This window comes from Streptomyces sp. NPDC002671, assembly GCF_053592475.1.
This window is the reverse complement of sequence record NZ_JBSFVU010000074.1, coordinates 1-15,991: the sequence shown is the minus strand read 5'-3', so window position 1 is coordinate 15,991 and position 15,991 is coordinate 1. Positions and strand designations below refer to the sequence as shown.

General features: G+C 68.0%; 13 protein-coding genes and 1 pseudogene. 7 read left to right on the top strand and 7 right to left on the bottom strand.

The window, feature by feature from the left end; genetic code table 11:
• Nucleotides 1–192 (top strand): integrase core domain-containing protein (locus ACWD35_RS42380; RefSeq protein WP_451356685.1); only part of this gene is annotated, 192 nt, incomplete at its 5' end.
• Here the strand turns inward: ACWD35_RS42380 and ACWD35_RS42375 are convergent.
• Both ACWD35_RS42375 and ACWD35_RS42370 read right to left on the bottom strand, forming a co-directional pair.
• On the bottom strand, nucleotides 166–672 hold the full coding sequence (locus tag ACWD35_RS42375; RefSeq protein ID WP_451356684.1) for a hypothetical protein: 507 nt from the start codon (nucleotides 670–672) through the stop codon (nucleotides 166–168). The two genes, ACWD35_RS42380 and ACWD35_RS42375, sit on opposite strands and share 27 nt — an antisense overlap.
• Nucleotides 673–865: 193 nt before the next feature.
• Nucleotides 866–1,342 (bottom strand): hypothetical protein, encoded by a 477-nt coding sequence (locus ACWD35_RS42370; RefSeq protein WP_451356683.1) that lies wholly within the window; start codon nucleotides 1,340–1,342, stop codon nucleotides 866–868.
• Nucleotides 1,343–2,180: 838 nt separating this feature from the next.
• On the opposite strand from ACWD35_RS42370, the gene ACWD35_RS42365 reads away from it, so the two are divergent.
• From ACWD35_RS42365 to ACWD35_RS42340, 6 genes are all read left to right on the top strand, one after another.
• On the top strand, nucleotides 2,181–2,705 hold the full coding sequence (locus tag ACWD35_RS42365; RefSeq protein ID WP_451356682.1) for a hypothetical protein: 525 nt from the start codon (nucleotides 2,181–2,183) through the stop codon (nucleotides 2,703–2,705).
• A complete protein-coding gene (locus ACWD35_RS42360) occupies nucleotides 2,702–3,832 on the top strand; it encodes a peptidoglycan-binding protein (protein WP_451356681.1) in 1,131 nt (376 codons plus the stop codon). The genes ACWD35_RS42365 and ACWD35_RS42360 overlap by 4 nt, the downstream gene beginning before the upstream one ends.
• Nucleotides 3,829–4,545 (top strand): ABC transporter ATP-binding protein, encoded by a 717-nt coding sequence (locus tag ACWD35_RS42355; protein WP_451356680.1) that lies wholly within the window; start codon nucleotides 3,829–3,831, stop codon nucleotides 4,543–4,545. Before ACWD35_RS42360 ends, ACWD35_RS42355 begins: the two co-directional genes overlap by 4 nt.
• Complete coding sequence (locus tag ACWD35_RS42350; protein WP_451356679.1) at nucleotides 4,542–5,786, top strand: ABC transporter permease; 1,245 nt, start codon at nucleotides 4,542–4,544, stop codon at nucleotides 5,784–5,786. The genes ACWD35_RS42355 and ACWD35_RS42350 overlap by 4 nt, the downstream gene beginning before the upstream one ends.
• 504 nt (nucleotides 5,787–6,290) lie before the next feature.
• Entirely contained in the window at nucleotides 6,291–6,944 is a 654-nt protein-coding gene (locus tag ACWD35_RS42345) for a response regulator transcription factor (RefSeq protein WP_451356678.1), read from the top strand.
• A gap of 11 nt (nucleotides 6,945–6,955) precedes the next feature.
• Nucleotides 6,956–8,176 (top strand): sensor histidine kinase, encoded by a 1,221-nt coding sequence (locus ACWD35_RS42340; RefSeq protein ID WP_451356677.1) that lies wholly within the window; start codon nucleotides 6,956–6,958, stop codon nucleotides 8,174–8,176.
• A gap of 219 nt (nucleotides 8,177–8,395) precedes the next feature.
• Here ACWD35_RS42340 and ACWD35_RS42335 read toward each other — a convergent pair.
• The 5 genes and pseudogenes from ACWD35_RS42335 to ACWD35_RS42315 form a co-directional block, all read right to left on the bottom strand.
• Nucleotides 8,396–8,524 (bottom strand): annotated as a pseudogene (locus ACWD35_RS42335) (ATP/GTP-binding protein); the annotation flags it as partial.
• A gap of 379 nt (nucleotides 8,525–8,903) precedes the next feature.
• Nucleotides 8,904–10,301 (bottom strand): serine/threonine-protein kinase, encoded by a 1,398-nt coding sequence (locus tag ACWD35_RS42330; protein ID WP_451356676.1) that lies wholly within the window; start codon nucleotides 10,299–10,301, stop codon nucleotides 8,904–8,906.
• Nucleotides 10,302–10,732: 431 nt separating this feature from the next.
• Complete coding sequence (locus tag ACWD35_RS42325) at nucleotides 10,733–11,467, bottom strand: alpha/beta hydrolase (protein WP_451356675.1); 735 nt, start codon at nucleotides 11,465–11,467, stop codon at nucleotides 10,733–10,735.
• A gap of 1,020 nt (nucleotides 11,468–12,487) precedes the next feature.
• The gene (locus ACWD35_RS42320; protein WP_451356674.1) at nucleotides 12,488–13,342 is read right to left on the bottom strand and encodes a hypothetical protein; all 855 of its coding nucleotides are present in this window, start codon (nucleotides 13,340–13,342) and stop codon (nucleotides 12,488–12,490) included.
• Between the two features lie 1,102 nt (nucleotides 13,343–14,444).
• The gene (locus ACWD35_RS42315; protein ID WP_451356673.1) at nucleotides 14,445–15,854 is read right to left on the bottom strand and encodes a hypothetical protein; all 1,410 of its coding nucleotides are present in this window, start codon (nucleotides 15,852–15,854) and stop codon (nucleotides 14,445–14,447) included.
• Nucleotides 15,855–15,991: the final 137 nt, after the last annotated feature.

Here is a 15,991-nt window from a genome sequence, read left to right as displayed (position 1 = left end):
GAATCCCTGAACGCGACCATGAAACGCGAGACGCTCCAGGGACGGAAGCGGTGGAACGGGGCCCTTGAGGCCCGGCTCGCGGTCTTCCGATGGGCTACCCGCTACAACACCCAGCGACGGCACTCCCGCCTCGGCCAGATCAGCCCGATCGCTTACGAACAACGATCAACTACGCTGGCCACCGCCGCATAACAACCGGTGTCCACGACCAAGGGTGAAGCCCCCATAGTGCTGCAGCCCGTTGCGGGTCTTGGCCAGCTTGGTGAGCGCGGCAGCGTCCTTGTCCGTGATGGGCAGGCCGACGATGTGCCGCAGCCGGTCCACTGTCTGAGCCGGGGTGCAGCTGGCCAGGGACCCGTCGGCCAGATCTTCCTTCCTGGCTTTGCCTGGATCGGCGAAGACCAGGGTCCAGTGTTCCTGCTGTAGCCGGTACTTGAGCAGCACTTCAGCAGCGGCCTGCAGGTGCAGGACGGCGTACTTCAGGTTGTGGGCGCTGACCCGCTCCTCGTCGTCGGCAAGGGACGTGATGACGTTGAGGAGGTAGTCCAGGCCATTGGCGATGGGCGGGAAGTCCACCTCGCTGCCCGGCCGTTCCACAGGGCGACGTAGGAAGTAGTGCGCTTCCGACCCTTCCCCTTCCAGGGCTTCCAATTTCCAGTCTTGCGCCGTCACGTGACCTCCCCCCGGCCCGCCGATTCGGCAGGCCGTAGCCTTCACACTCGCCCCTGACGCGGATGTCTGTCGACATCACATCACGCCTGCGAGATCAGCAACGGTCGCAGCCAAACACCGATCAGGGGTTCAGACTCAGGCTCTGACCTTGACGTTTATCGTCCAGCGTCGAGCACCGAGTCTTGCTTGGACGTCAGTCCCATGCGTTGAAGAGCACTCCGCCCAATGTGGTGATGCCGTAGAAGCGAACTTCGCGCCATTCGCCCTGGGTTAGGACCGAGGTGTCGATGTCCGAGAGCGACAGAGTGAGCTGCGCGCGATCAAGCACTACAAACCCCAGGTCGGCAAAGGTATGGGCCCACGGTGGCGGTGCGAGGAACTCCTCGGTGTACCAGTCCCGGCGTTCCTGAGCGAATGCGATCCAGGGGTGGTAGGCGTGACACAGGATGACGAACTCGCCTGTGCCCTCGATGACCGTCGCGGTGTGGAACGTACGAGGGTACGTCTGTTCCTCTATTTCGCCCACATGGCCTTTGGCCGCCCGGGCGGCTACATACAGCGCTGCCCGGAACGTCCGCTGGTCGGTTTCCGGTAGCGGCCCGTCCTTCGGCTGGATGCAGCCCGTGGCGCCTCGTGGAAGTGTGAACGCTGCGTCCTTGTCTACGGCCATGTGGCTCATTCTGTCGAGGAGAAACCCTGCCGACGTCTCACCTGTGCTCTGAGCTGCTGCTTTATGCAGTTCGCCGAGGCTTCGTCCCTCTCTTGTGATGGGACGGGCGAGTATAGGCCTCGCCAGTGGCGAGGACCCGGCCCACATCGTGGCGGATGGCCGGGCGGCGGTTCTTCGAGCCGGGTGGCCGCCCGGGACCGGGACGCGTCGGCACCGTGCCGCAACCGGTGGCCGCCGGGCGGTGCCCAGCTCTCTCGGCAGTGAGGCATCGTAGGCCGACCGGTGGACATGGCTGGTGATCGCGCGACGTCGACCTCTTCGCTCCTCCCATCAATCGGGCCACCACGGAGATGCTCGCAGCCACGCCCCGTACGGCGGACGCCGCACTGACCGCCTTCGGTCACGGCTGGACCGTGGCTTCGACAGCCGCCGTGGTCGCAGCGCGCCCGGCGGTTGTAGAGCGAGCGGCCAACGCGGACGCGCTTGCCGTGGCCCTCGCAGCGGCGGCAGGTCCTGCCGCGCTTGGGCTGGCCTTGCGGACGTCCAGGTCCACGACGCTCCAGCGCCTCAGCCTCCGTCCGGCGACCTCGATCAACGGTTCGCGATCTTTGCCAGGGTCGTGCTGTCCAACCGGTCAGCAGCCGGCGCACCGTCGAGTCCGGGGGCGGAGTACTGAACACGCCCTGGTGGGGTTGGAGTTGCTCGGCCTCCAGCAGACCTTCGTTCCCTCCTGCTCCGCATGGTTTTCGCGGGTCACGGCCGGTTAATCCCAGCCTAATCAGGTCGCCGGTCCAATGGACGTCGCCGAGGCAGGGAGCCCCGGTGAGGAGGTGGGACCGTGAGGATCCGCGATATGGCCGTGCTGGCGGTCATGCCGTTCGCGCTGACGCTGACCGCGTGCAGCAGCAGCGGCGACAGCGGCGTCGCCAGCGCCGACAAGGGCAAGTCCGCCGCGACCGCCCAGGCCGGCAAGCCGGCGGACGCCCGGGAGGCGCAGCTCAAGTACGCCCAGTGCATGCGCGAGAACGGCGTCGACGTCAAGGACCCCGAGCCGGGCCAGCCGCTCCGGGTGACCGGCAGTGGCGGCTCCGGCAAGAACACGCTGGAGGAGGCAGCGAAGAAGTGCCAGAAGTACATGCAGGACGCCGCGCCCGCTGACGCCGACGCAAACGACAGCAAGGCCCATGACCGAATGGTCAAGTTCGCGCAGTGCATGCGCCAGAACGGCGTCGACATTCCCGACCCGAAGCCCGGTGAGGGCCTGAAGATGCAGGTTCCCCAGGGCTCCCAGGCGAAGGCCGAGGAAGCGCAGAAGAAGTGCCAGAAGTACCTGCCCGGTTCGATGCAGATGGGATCCTCGTGAGCACGCCGGACACCATCCGGGAGTCGTCCCCGAACGGCACCGCGGGCGCCGGGCCGGAGGAGCCCGGGGAGCGGCGCGGAGGCAAGCGCGCCTTCCTGATGGCGGCCGTGCTGGTCGTCATCGTGGCCGGCGCGGCGACCGCCGCCCTCACCCTGAAGAGGGACGACTCGTCGGCGGGCAAGGCCGAGGAGACGGCCATCGCGACGGCACCGGTCACCCGGGGAGACGTCGTCGAGACCGAGTCCGTCGACGGCAAGCTGACCTACGTCGACGAGCGGACGATCCCGGCGACCGCGGACGGGGTGGTCACCTGGATCCCGCTCGCAGGCACGACCATCACCCGCGGCAAGCCGCTGTTCAAGGTCGACAACAAGCCGGTCACCCTCATGTACGGGTCTCTGCCGCTCTACCGGACCTTGAAGCAGGGCGTCGAAGGCGCCGACGTGCAGGAGCTGGAGAGCAACCTCAAGGCCCTCGGCTACGGCGACAGTCTCTCGGTCGACAAGGACTTCACCTCCGCGACCGCCGAGGCTGTCAAGAAGTGGCAGGACGACCTGGGACTGGTGGAGACGGGCACCGTCGACGCCTCGCAGGTGGTGTTCCAGTCCGGGCCGCTGCGGGTCAGCCAGGTGGCCCTGGAGAAGGGCGGCCGGGCCGGCGCCGGCGCGAGTGCGCTGACGGTGACCGGTACCGAGCCGACCGTCCACGTCGACCTGGACGCCGCCAAGCAGAACCTGGCCAGAAAGGGCGCCATGATCGGCGTCATCCTGCCCGACGGCAAAGAGGTCAAGGGAAAGATCACCTCGGTGGGCAAGGTGGCCAAGGCCGGCAAGGAGGGGGGCCAGTCGACCATCGACGTCGACATCGAGTTCTCCGCCAAGGAGAGCGGCAGCATCGACCAGGCACCGGTGACCGTCAAGCTGGAGAGCGAGCGCGCCAAGGCCGTGCTGTCCGTACCGATCGAGGCGCTACTCGCGCTGCGAGAGGGCGGCTTCGGAGTGGAAGTCGTCAAGGGCACGGGGAAGCACATCGTGGCCGTGAAGACCGGCACCTACGGCGGCGGGCGGGTCGCGATCTCCGGTTCCGGCATCGGCGAAGGAACGAAGGTCGAGGTGCCCAGCTCATGAACATCGTCGAGCTGACCGGCGTCACCAAGGCGTATCCGGGCGGCGTCAAGGCACTGCGCGGGGTGGACCTGGTGATCGAGCCGGGCGAACTGACAGCCATCGTCGGGCCGTCCGGTTCGGGCAAGAGCACCCTGCTCAACCTGATCGGCACCTTGGACCGGCCGTCCACCGGCCGCGTGGAGATCGCAGGGTACGACGTCGCCGAACTGTCGGACCGCGAGCTGTCCACGCTGCGCGCCCGGCACATCGGATTCGTGTTCCAGTCCTTCCATCTCGCGGACGGCGTCAGCGCCCTCGACAACGTGGCCGACGGACTCCTCTACGGCGGGGTCTCCCTGCCGAAGCGGCGCAAGGTCGCACGTGCCGCCCTGGAACGGGTCGGCCTGGGCCACCGCCTCAGGCACCACCCGAACCAGCTCTCCGGTGGTGAACGCCAGCGGGTGGCGGTCGCCAGGGCGGTGGCCGGGGCACCCGATCTGCTGCTTGCGGACGAGCCGACCGGGAACCTCGACACCGCGGCCGGCTCGGAGGTGCTGAGCGTGCTGATGGATCTGCACCACGCCGGCACCACCATCGCGATCATCACGCACGACCAGGAAATCGCGCAGTGGGCGCCCCGTCAGGTCCGGGTCCGGGACGGCAACATCGTCACGGACGGCGGCGCGGGCACCGGACGCGATCTGACCGCGGCATGGAAGGGGGTGTCGGCATGAGCGGCGCGGACCAGGCCGCGTCCGTCGGGACCGGGCAGTCGACGAAGCCCGCGCGGCGGCTGTCGCCGGCCCGGCTCGCGCCCAGTGACGTCTTCCGGGTGGGCATGTCCGGGCTGCGGTCGCGGCCGACGAGGGTCGTGCTGTCGGCCCTGGGTATCGCCATCGGCATCGCCACCATGGTGGCCGTCATCGGTATCTCCTCGTCCAGCAAGGAGCAGTTGCTGCGTCAGCTGGACTCGCTGGGCACCAACATGCTGACGGTTCAGCCGGGCCAGACCATCTTCGGTGGCGATGCCAAGCTGCCCGAGACGTCGGTCGCGATGACCAGGCGAATCGGTCCGGTCACGACCGTGTCGGCGACCGGAAAGACCGACGCCACGGTCCGGCGCAACAACCTGATCCCCGAGGAGGTCACGCAGGGCATCGCGGTCCAGGCCACGACCCCCGAGCTGCTCAGGACGCTCGACGGGTCGGTCAGCAAGGGCGCCTGGCTGAACGCTCCTACCGCCAAGTACCCAGCCGTGGTGCTGGGTTCGGAGGCGGCTAAGCGGCTCGGCCTGTCCCACGTGGGCGACCAGGTGTGGATAGCGAACCGCTGGTTCACCGTGGTGGGGATTCTTCAGACGCTGCCGCTGGCACCGGAGATCGACCGCTCGGCCCTGGCCGGCTGGGACGCCGCCGAGAAGTACCTGAACTTCGACGCCCATCCCACGATGATCTACGAACGCTCCGCCGACGCCTCTGTGGAAGACGTCCGCAACGTCCTGCCCCGCACTGTCAACCCCGAGAACCCCGAAGAGGTGAAGGTCAGCCGGCCCTCCGACGCGCTGGCGGCCAAGGCTGCCGCCGCCGGAACCTTCACCAGTCTTCTGCTTGGACTCGGCGCGGTGGCGCTGCTCGTCGGCGGCGTCGGGGTCGCCAACACCATGGTGATCTCGGTCCTGGAACGGCGCCGCGAGATAGGCCTGCGCCGCTCGCTCGGCGCCACCCGCGGGCAGGTGCGCACCCAGTTCCTCGTCGAGTCGCTACTGCTGTCACTGCTCGGCGGCGTCGTCGGAGCGGTCCTGGGATCGGCCGCCACGATCGTGTTCGCGCTCTACCGGGACTGGCCGCCGGTCGTACCGCCGTGGGCCTTCGGCGGAGCCATCGGCGCGACGCTGGCCATCGGGACCATCGCCGGCATCTATCCGGCGATGAGGGCGGCCCGGCTCTCTCCGACGGTGGCCCTCGCCACCGCCTGACCCGTTCCCCGGTGGCGTCCCCCCGTCTTCGCCGGGAGAGGCTCCGGCGGCCGTACGGTCACATCGACCGGCCGCCGAAGCCTCGTCCTGGTTCCACCGGAGCCTCTTCGTGGTTGCGGTCAGCCATTCGAGGCCGCTTCCGCCCGATCCTGCAGCCGCAGGTCCGCCGCCGAGCCACAGGCCGGCCAGGCTGCTCCGCCGTGCGCCGAGGTAGGCGCCCGCGAGCTTGCCGGCGACAGTGACAGCTCGGCGGTGGCGAGAAGACCAGGCCAGGAACACGGGACTCCTTCCGGACAACGGACGGGTTCGGGCATGGAGTACGCCCATGGATCTGACGTCGCGGGGCACGGGCGGCACGCGGAACGCATTCCGTGTGCTTTTCGACCGGGGAACGGGGATTTCCGAATCCTCAAATACCCGTTGGAACCACCTTATTGGAACCACCTTATTGGAACCTAACATCCCTTGCGTAACCATCGGATCGGACACTGACCCGGGGGGAACATGCGCGTGCTTGTCGTCGAGGACGAGGAAATCCTCGCGGAAACCATCACTGAGGGACTGCGGGACCAGGCCATCGCCGTGGACACCGTCTACGACGGGGCGGAGGCCCTGTACCGCACCAGCTACACGAACTACGACGTGATCGTCCTGGATCGCGATCTGCCCGAGGTGCACGGCGACGAAGTGTGCCGTCAACTGGTGGCCCAGCGCAGCAGCAGCCGGATCATCATGCTCACGGCGGCCGGCGACGTGACGGAGAAGATCGACGGTCTCTCGCTCGGCGCCGACGACTACCTGGCCAAGCCGTTCGTGTTCGATGAACTGGTGGCCCGGATCCGTGCGCTGGCCCGTCGCTCGGCCCCGCCGCTGCCGCCCGTCCTGGAACGCGCGGGCATCCGGCTCGACCCGCAGCGACGTACCGTCGAGCGCGACGGACGGCCGGTCGTCCTCACGAAGAAGGAATTCACTCTGCTGGAGGAGCTGATGCGGGCCGACGGACGGGTGGTCAGCGCAGAGGAACTCCTCGACAAGGCATGGGACGAGAACATCGACCCCTTCAGCAATGTGGTGCGGGTGGCCATGGTGGCACTTCGCAAGAAGCTCGGTGAACCGCCTGTCATCGAGACCGTCACCGGCGTGGGATACCGGCTGTGAAGGGCATGCACATGAGCCTGAGGACCAGGCTCACCCTCGTCTACGGAGCGCTGTTCCTGGTCACGGGCACCATCCTTGAGGCCGCCACCTACGCGGTCACCGCCCGTGCCGTGCACACCGAGTTCAAGGTGCTGGTCACCAAGCCGCCCCAGGAGGAGATCCCCGGATCGACAACAATCACCTCCCACAACGACATGGCCGAGCAGATCGCCAAGCAGCAGCAGGCGGTCCTGGACCAGACGGTGCAGAGCGCGGTGCTCACGCTGCTGGCCCTGGCCGTCCTGTCGGTACTGCTCGGCTATCTGGTGTCGGGATGGATGCTGCGGCCCCTGCAGCAGATGACCGCCACCGCCCGGAGGCTGTCGGAGAGCACCCTGCACGAGCGGATCGGCCTGACCGGGCCGAACGACGAGATCAAGGAACTCGCGGACACCTTCGACAGCCTCCTCGAACGGCTCGACCGGGCCTTCAACGCCCAGCGCCGGTTCATCGCCAACGCCTCGCACGAACTGCGCACCCCGCTGGCGATCAACCGCACCACGATCGATGTGGCCCTGGCCAAGCCGGGCGGGGTACCCGACGCGGTGAAGACTCTCGGGCACAAGCTGCTGGGCACCATCAGCCGCCAGGAGCGGCTGCTCGACGGTCTGCTCCTGCTGGCGAAGTCGGAACGCGAGCTGCAGGACCGATCACCCGTCGACCTGTCCGCCCTGGTGGCGCACGCCGTGGAACAACTCGCCGAGACCGCCCGGCGGGTCGGCGTGACGCTCCATCATGTTCTTCACCCCGCACGGGCCGTCGGCGACCCGGTGCTGCTCGAACGCTGCGCGGTCAACCTGATCGAAAACGCCGCCAAGTACAATGTGGTGAACGGACAGATCTGGATCCGGACGCGTGAGTCCGCCGGCTGGACGTATCTCCAGGTCGAGAACACCGGCCCGAAGGTCTCCCCGGAACAAGCCGAGTCGATCTTCGAGCCGTTCCGTCGGCTGCGGACCGACCGGGTCGGCTCCGCCAGGGGGGCCGGGCTCGGACTGTCGATCGTACGGGCCGTCATGAACGCCCACGAGGGCACCGTCCAGGCGCACCCCAGGCCGACCGGCGGACTCGTCATCACGCTCCAGCTTCCGGCGTCTTCTCCCCAGGGGCGCAGACGGATGCCCGAGGAGAAGGCCAGCCGTGCCGCAGCAGGTCCCGGACAGGGCCTGGCATCTACCGCCCAGCCGCAGTGATCACCTTTCGTTTCGGGGGTTGTAGTTGGTGTACGGGGTGGTGTGTCACGTGGGATGTTGTTGGTTGGTTGAGAAGGCTGGTGGAGTGGTTCTGGTGGGGTTGGTAGGGGTGTGAGCTGGGGTTGTCTGTGTTCTGTTGAGAAGTACGTTGCCTGTTGAAGGTGGCGTCTGGGTGTAAAGGCTCAGGCGCGTTTTGCTGTTCAGGGGTGTTTGGGCTGGTCAGCGGGGGCGGTGGTGTTGTTCGGCGAGGTGGTCGAGGCGGATGGCCTCGAGTGCTTGCTTGGTGATGCGTTCGGTGCCGTCGCAGATGGCGGTGATGGCTGCCTGGCGGATGAGGCGGGTGAGGCTTGTCGCAGCGTCCACCGGGCCGCAGTTGGCCAGCTGTTCTTCGAGTTCGTCCAGTTCCGCGCGCCGCGCGGTGATCCGTTCCAGCAGTTCAGGATCCCGCATGCACAGATCGTAGAAGGCCGTTGATGGGTTTTCCGGAAAAGGGTGTGATCGAGTGGCTTTGTTCACTGGCCGCATCTCGTGAACATTCCGCCCCGGTCTCGTGGGCTCGCTGCCTCCCGAATCGGTGTCGATGTGCTGTCCAATGTCGGGTGCTGGCTCGACTTCCGTGAACTGGTGGCTCTCCGTAGTCAGGAAGGTGTGACCAAGCGCGGGGGCAGGGGAAGCTCTCGCGAACACTCCGGCAAGGTGCGGCGGCCAGGTGCCCCCCGAACCGTTTTCACAGTGCTGTCCGTTGTTTCGGCGATTCAGGGAACCGGAAGACGCTGTAGATCAGCATCGCGCACCCGAAGGCGTAGGTATACACACCGGGACCGAGGATATCGGGGTCGACCGTGACGGTCATCAGTACGACCAGCCCGGTGCTGAGGGTGGTGGTGAGAGCGTGCAGATACCGGGGCCAGCGCGGCACGGGAATGGCGCGGGTGCGGCGCGACATGAACAACGCTGTCGCGCAGGTGCCGGCGCTGAGCGCAGCGGCCATGGCGTATGGCCAGGAGCCATCGGACAGGCTGGTCAGGGCGGCGTGTCCGTCGACGGCGGGCAAGACCATGGCGAGTGCCAGGGCCGCGATGGCAATCCAGAAGGGGAGGGTGGTGCGGTGGTGTGCTGGGGGGAATGCGGTCGCGGTCGGTGCGGCGGAAGCAGCCGGTGGGGCCGTCACGGTGACGGGCGCCGGACGGGGAGCGGGCTGTGGCGGGCCGGTTGGGGTCATCGGGGCGGGCGCGGTGACGGTGATGGGTAGCGCGCGGGCGACCGGGGCGGGTAGCCAGGGGGCGGTCTGGGGGTCGACCTCGGTGGGCGGGTGGCTATCGGCCGGTACCAGGGCGAGTTCTTCGAGGAGTACGGCGACCGCCGGGCGCCGGGCGGGGTCCTTGGCCAGGCAGCGGGCGATGATCTCCAGTCCCGGCGACGGCAGTTGGGAGAGGTCCGGCTCCTCATAGGCGATACGGAAGTTGAGCGACTGCGCCGAGCCGGTGCCGAACGGGCCGGTGCCGGTGGCCGTGTATGTCAGCACCGCGCCCAGGGCGAACACGTCGGTGGCCGGTGTGACAGGCTTCCCGGTGAGCTGTTCGGGGGCCATGAAACCGGGCGTGCCCACGATCATCCCGGTGCGGGTGAGGGCGGTGGCCTCGGCCGCTACGGAGATCCCGAAGTCGACCACCCGGGGTCCGTCCGGGGCGATCAGGACGTTGGAGGGCTTGAGGTCCCGGTGGATCAGACCGGCCGCGTGGATGGCCTCCAGCGCCTCGGCCAGGCCGGCGCCCAGCGCCTGCACCGACTGCACCGGCCAGGGGCCGTATGCCGCGACGGCCTCGTCCAGCGGCAGGCCGGGCACATAGGCGGTGGCCAGCCACGGGGACGAGCTGTCGGGGTCGGCGTCGACCAGGGCGGCCGTGAAGAAGCCGGTGACCTTCCGCGCCGCCGCCACCTCCCGGGCGAACCTGCGGCGGAAACCGGGATCCTCGGCCAGTTCCGGCCGCACCACTTTCACCGCGACCAGCCGCCCGCTGGGCGAATGCCCCAGGTAGACACGGCCCATCCCCCCGGCGCCCAGCCGCCCGGTGATCCGGTACCGTCCCACCCGCTGCGGATCACTGGACTGCAGCTCATCCATCAGGTTCCCCCTCGCTCACCCGCGCGTCCTGGGCCCAGCCGTGATTACACACCAATGCGCCCAACTGCGCAGCCCGACACCCGACTTGGCCACGTGCGCCGCCGCGTTCTGCGGACGGTGACAGGACTACCGCCTCCGGCCAAGGCTGGCTCGGCCGCGCCAAACCTCCCCTGTCTCCCTCCGCTTGGTCGCCCCTTCCTGACTACGGAGAGCCACCGGTTCACGGAAGTTGAGCCAGAACCCGAGTTTGGGCAGCACTCGAAGCTCTGCAGACATCGAGCAGTTCATGGCTTGCAGCAGCGCGGGCCCCTGCCGAGAGTCTGGCAGGGGCCCGTGGTGTAGAGAGCCGAGGAGGGCCGGGACCTGTCCCCAGATGGGCAGCATCCTGGCCGACACGGCTTACCGTCTGCTGGTGGCCTGACGGCCCGGCGTCACTTCAGGTGTCGGGTGAAGAACTGGGCCGCGGCATCCCCCGCGAACTGCGGGACGCCGGTGTGCCCGCCCATGTTGGCGTGCAGGGTCTTCTCGTTGGAGCCGAAGGCGTCGAACAGGTCCAGGGCCGCCTGCCGGTCGTTGCCTTCGTCGTCCCACTGCAGTAGGACGTGCAGCGGAATGGTGACCTGGCGGGCCTCCTCGAACATGATCCGGGGGACGAAACTCCCGGCGAACAGAACGGCGGCCGAGATGCGCGGCTCGACCACCGCCAGCCGGGTCCCGATGGAGATCACTCCCCCCGAGTACCCGACCGGGCCGTCGATCTCGGGCAGCGCGAGCAGGGCGTCCAGGGCGGCCTGCCATTCCGGGACCGATTTTTCGACGAGCGGGAGGATGAGGGCGTCGATGATCTCGTCGCTGACCGGCTCGCCGGCCTCCATCGCCCGGCGCAGATCGGCGCGGGCCTGCTCGGCGGCGGGCAGGCGGGGCCGGTCGCCGCTTCCGGGGAGCTCGATGGTGGCCGTGGCGAAGCCGTCCGCCGCAGCGTGCCGGGCCCGGGCCACCAGCCGGGGGTACGTCTTGCGCAGCCCGAGAGGAGGGGGGCTGAGCAGGATCAGCGGCGCCGGTGCGGACGCGGATGCGGGCGTCCACAGGATGCCGGGGATCTCACCGAGGGTGAATTCGCGCTCGAGGACAGCGTCGTCGAGACGTTGTTCAGAAGTGAATTGCATGGTCGTGCCTTTCAGGAGTGCCATTGAACGGCGCTCCCGGACGACCTATCGCCCGACCGTGACCCCGGAGGGGAGCACCCATGTCGATACTGCGTTCACGGGTACCACCTCCTCGTTCTCTGGCACGGCCTCCGGGAACCTAGCAGTGGCCGCCCTGGTTCCGCCAACGGGTTTTCGCGGAGGCTCCGTGGCCGGACACCACGGCGTCGGAGTCACGCCTGCCTCTGGTCGGGAAGCGCACGTCCGCCACCGCTTCGAGCACCGAAGAACCGGCAATCAACCGCTGATCGACGATCTACTGCGCAGACAGCCGCCCATGACCAGCGTGAGCACCCTGAGCACCGATCACACCAGCCCTTTGACCTGTGACTTCAAGTTGGCGGAGGCCCGATGTCCCGCACCAGGTGCGCACCATCCGACGATGCCCGGCACTCTCAAGCGCACCCGGTGCGCCGCACTCGATGTCCCGCACCGCACCGGTGCGCGCGCCACCCAGCCCCCTTGACCAGGTTCGCCACCCGGCACGTTTCCCCTAATCCAGGGTGTAGGCGGTTCGAGCTCATGAGTGCAAGGGCTTGAGCCGGCCTGTGCCGGTGATAGATGCCTTGATCCCCCCTGGCCCCAGAGGCCTCCTGCCCCTGGCGGGATCTGCGGGTGCGGCCGCAAGCTTGGCAGGGGTCAGCGCGGAGCGGGCCGCCTCGTTGAGAGTCGCCAGCACGGCCCGCAGTTCCGGGTCCACGGCGGGCGGCCACAGAGCCCTCGTGGCCGGCTCGTGTTGCACCAGGTCGTCTCCCACACGCACGACCGCATCCCCCTCCTGTAGGCCACAGACGCCGACAGCATCTCACCGGCCCGGGCCGGGCTTGGAGGCAATTGGGGCCGAGCAGGGGGCCGACCGGTTCGCGGTGGATCTCGAAGCCCCGACAGAGGGCCATGACGACTTCCAGCCCGTGCCGACCCACCCGCCTGGGATCGGCGGCCTCGGCAACCGCCGGAGGTGACCAGGCGGGACGGGGTGGCCTAGGGCCGGGGAAGTCGGAACGCGTAGGCACGCTGTGCGGAGCATCCCTGGCAGGTGCCAGTGAACCGGGAGATGGTGTGGTCGCTGGCCTTGGTGAGCATGTTCCGCCACGAGCACCGGAATTCCCCACATCCACAGGTCCGTTGGCTGACGGTGATGAAGGCGCTGGTGTTGGAGGTGTGACCGCCCTCGGCCGGTGTCTGCCCGAAGGCGTCACCTGCGTCGGGATCGGGCAGCCCGTACCGCCTGCGTTTCCACGACGCTTCCTCGGCGGTGAGAAGCCCTGTCCCGCCGCATTCGATGCACTTGCCGGGTCCGGCGTTGTTCCCGGCGCAGTGGCATCGTCCGTAGCCGCCCTTGCCGCCGCTGTAGGCCCTGCCGTCGCAGAGCAGGCACACCCCCCAGCCGTGGCAGTCGTCGCACAGTACGCCGCTGGCCGTGCTGAGGGTGAAGGGCGGCTGGGCCAGCTGCCGTCCGGTGTACACGACCGGTGTCCAGCCGGTAAGGGTCAAAATCCCAGGCCCGTTGCCCTCGTAGACTCTGACCTCGAATTCCTCTCGCCGAGCTGTCGCCCAGATCTCCCCGGGCTGCCCGGAAGACCGCCGGTGCGTGGTGATCCAACTGGCGGCAGTGAAGGCATTCAGGGCGTCGTCGAAACCGTAAGAGGAGGGGCGACCGTCTGGAACGAGGCAGACGAGGAACAGGAACCGGTGGCCGACCGGTTCGGGGTCGCGCAGCAGTACCGGGTCCGTCCACTCACGGACCACCACGGGGCGGCAACCCGAAGGCAACGCGGAAGCGATCTCCAGCAGCTGCTCCTTGAGCCACACCGCGCTTTCCGGGACAGCAGGCACGGCCCCGGGATCTTGCCCATCGGTCACATCGGTCATTGCGTTGTTCTGCCTACCTTTCGGGGCGGTTATGCCTGAGCGAGGTCGTCCGTGTCGCGGCCGCGGGTGTCCCGAAGACCACGACGGAACTGGACGCGAACAAGAGGACGTCGGGCCGGCCGTCGGCAGCGTAAGGGAACGGGGTGGGCGCCCCGGACAGCCCGCAAGCCCAGGACCGATGTGGTCCGGGGCTCGCTCGCGCATCCGCGGGGGTCGGATGTTCATGGACGCGATGCCGTGCTCAACGACGCCGCTGCGTGCCGGTACCCGGCTGCATCGCATCCGGCAGAGATCGCTACATGCTGGAAGCGGGAACGGCACGAAGAAGGCCGGCAGCGATGAACTGCCCGCCGCGATCGAGCGTTTCGGTCGACTTCGGTATGACCCGCCGCCGGTCGTCGTCATGTCTCTCGCCAGGCTTGCGAGTCGCAACTACCATGAGGGGAAGGTGGCATTCATGGTGGAGGTGCCCAGATGACGGTGCAAGTCGGAGACTGGTGTATGTGTCGGCACCGTTCAGCGGAGCACGAGAGGGGCGAAGGGATCACATCACGCACTGGCGTGAAGCTTCCCTCGGGCGCGTGCAGGCGATGCGCGTGCGAACACTACGACGACGAGGCTCTGCGAATAGTGCGGCGACACCGGGAGGCCCTGGAGGATCAGCGAGAACGGGCAGGGAAGCGGGTTGACGAGCCTGCAGAATGCCCGATGGGCGAGCCCAACTGCGTATACGGGATGCATCCGACGACCGGTTGGTAGGAAGCCGTGACAGAACGGTTCCGTCCGGCGCCGCCAAGCCCTCACCTGAATTCCGTTCCGGGCCGAGCTCTCGGCCTCAGTCGTTCGCCACAGTCACCGGCGGCCCAGGCCTGGCGCCCGCGGCCCTCCAGCAGACGGCGGCGTGGAGCTGTCCGACGACATGCTGACCGCGATCGACCAGGCCCTCGGCGACGTCCCTGTCCCCCCTTCGCCCGCGCGGCCCAGCCTGGCGTGAGGCACCGTTGACAGTGCCATATGGTCCGGCGACGTCGGGCCGTCTCCGCGTCGCCCGGGCCACCGTTGTTCATCACCACGTCGGACATGAGAGCTGGCAGCGTTCGCCAACAGGCGTTTCCACAGACCGAGGGTTGCCACCAACTCGGCGTCGGGGAGGGCAATCCCCGGAGGCGGATGCGGCCTGTGGCCGCAGCCCCTGCAACTCGCGGTGGCGGAACTGGTAAGCGACTCCCGCGGTGCGCATCAGTCCTACCTGGCAGCACCAGTCCAGAAAATGCTGCAAGCGCCATGGCAGCCGCTGATCCGACCGCCGACGTCGTGTGCAAAGAAGAAGCGCGAGGTACCGCACACGAGCGGCGCCAGGCCCAAACAGGGCCATGGCCGCGAGAGACAAACCAAGACCGCACGCTAGATCGCCCAGGAGCCCGGCCTCGGCCGAGACTCCCATGCCGAGTCCTCCGAAGAACATCGTGATGGCGACTACGATCCGCACCTCTGGTGACACTACTGCCGAGGTGGCGGGTCCGTGGGGTGAGGACCTCACGGGGCGTCCCGCGAGCCCGGGCAAAGTCTCCCGGTCTTTCCACTCCCTACTGCAGAACACCATTACCACTAGGGAGAAGGCCATGTAGGCACCCGACGGGGTGCGAAGTGAGAGCCCGGTAGGGAAGAAGACGAGGAGTAGCGACGCTGCCACTACGGCTGTGTCCAGGAGAGCGTGGAGGTTCCTGGTGCGTCGTGGCCCTGCTAGAGGCCACAGCTCGTGCGGGACGATGTCGGTGCCCGGCAGCCGCCATCCGTGCACCACCCGGTCAGTGGCGGTGTTGGTGTGCAGGTAGTTGGCCAGGACGGTCAGCCAGGTGCGGACCTGGCCGGGGGTGTACCGGGCGGGAGAAGCGGATGTTGTGGCGGCATCGGTTACGGCCGGTATGAGCAGGTCGAGCAAGTGGTCGCGCACAGCCTCGGGGGTGTCCAGGGCGGGTTCCAGCAGCTCTGCGGGGTCGCGCGGCCAGGTGCCGTCGGCATAGCGCTGCTCGTAGACGATGGCGGCCACCGTCAGCCGCCAAGGAGTGGACAGCCCTTGTGCCAGGGGTCCGTCCGGTGCTTGGGCCAGTGTGTCGAGGATGGGCTGCCAGCGTTCTGGAGGGCGGGTACGGCTGGTGAGGAAGTCCCAGGCGGCCTCTGCGGTCACGGGCTGGATGTGGATGTGGGCCGCGTCCTCAGCCCACACCCGCGCCTCCCGCAGCGCGGCATAGGAGGTGCTGCGGCAGGTGACGATCAGCTGACCCGGGACGGTGCCGTGAAAGTAGTCGTTCATCGCCCGCAGCGCCTCTGAAGCCCGGGAGGCGTAGTCCGGATTGGCATCGAGGTCCATCTCATCCAGCCCGTCGAGCACCGGCAGGACCTTGCGGGCCTTCACCAGTGCACGGGCTGCTCTTGGGCGCAGCCGGGGGTAGGTGTTGGCCAGTTGAGCAGCCACCCACGCTTCGAGGGTATAGCGGGAAGGGTCGAAGGAGGAGAGTGTCAATCCCCTCGTTGTGTGGAGATCTTCTAAGCGGCCAGCTCCAGGGCGGAGTTGGCGCGGTGGTTGTGTTCGTAGTCGATTGGGCTGCGGTA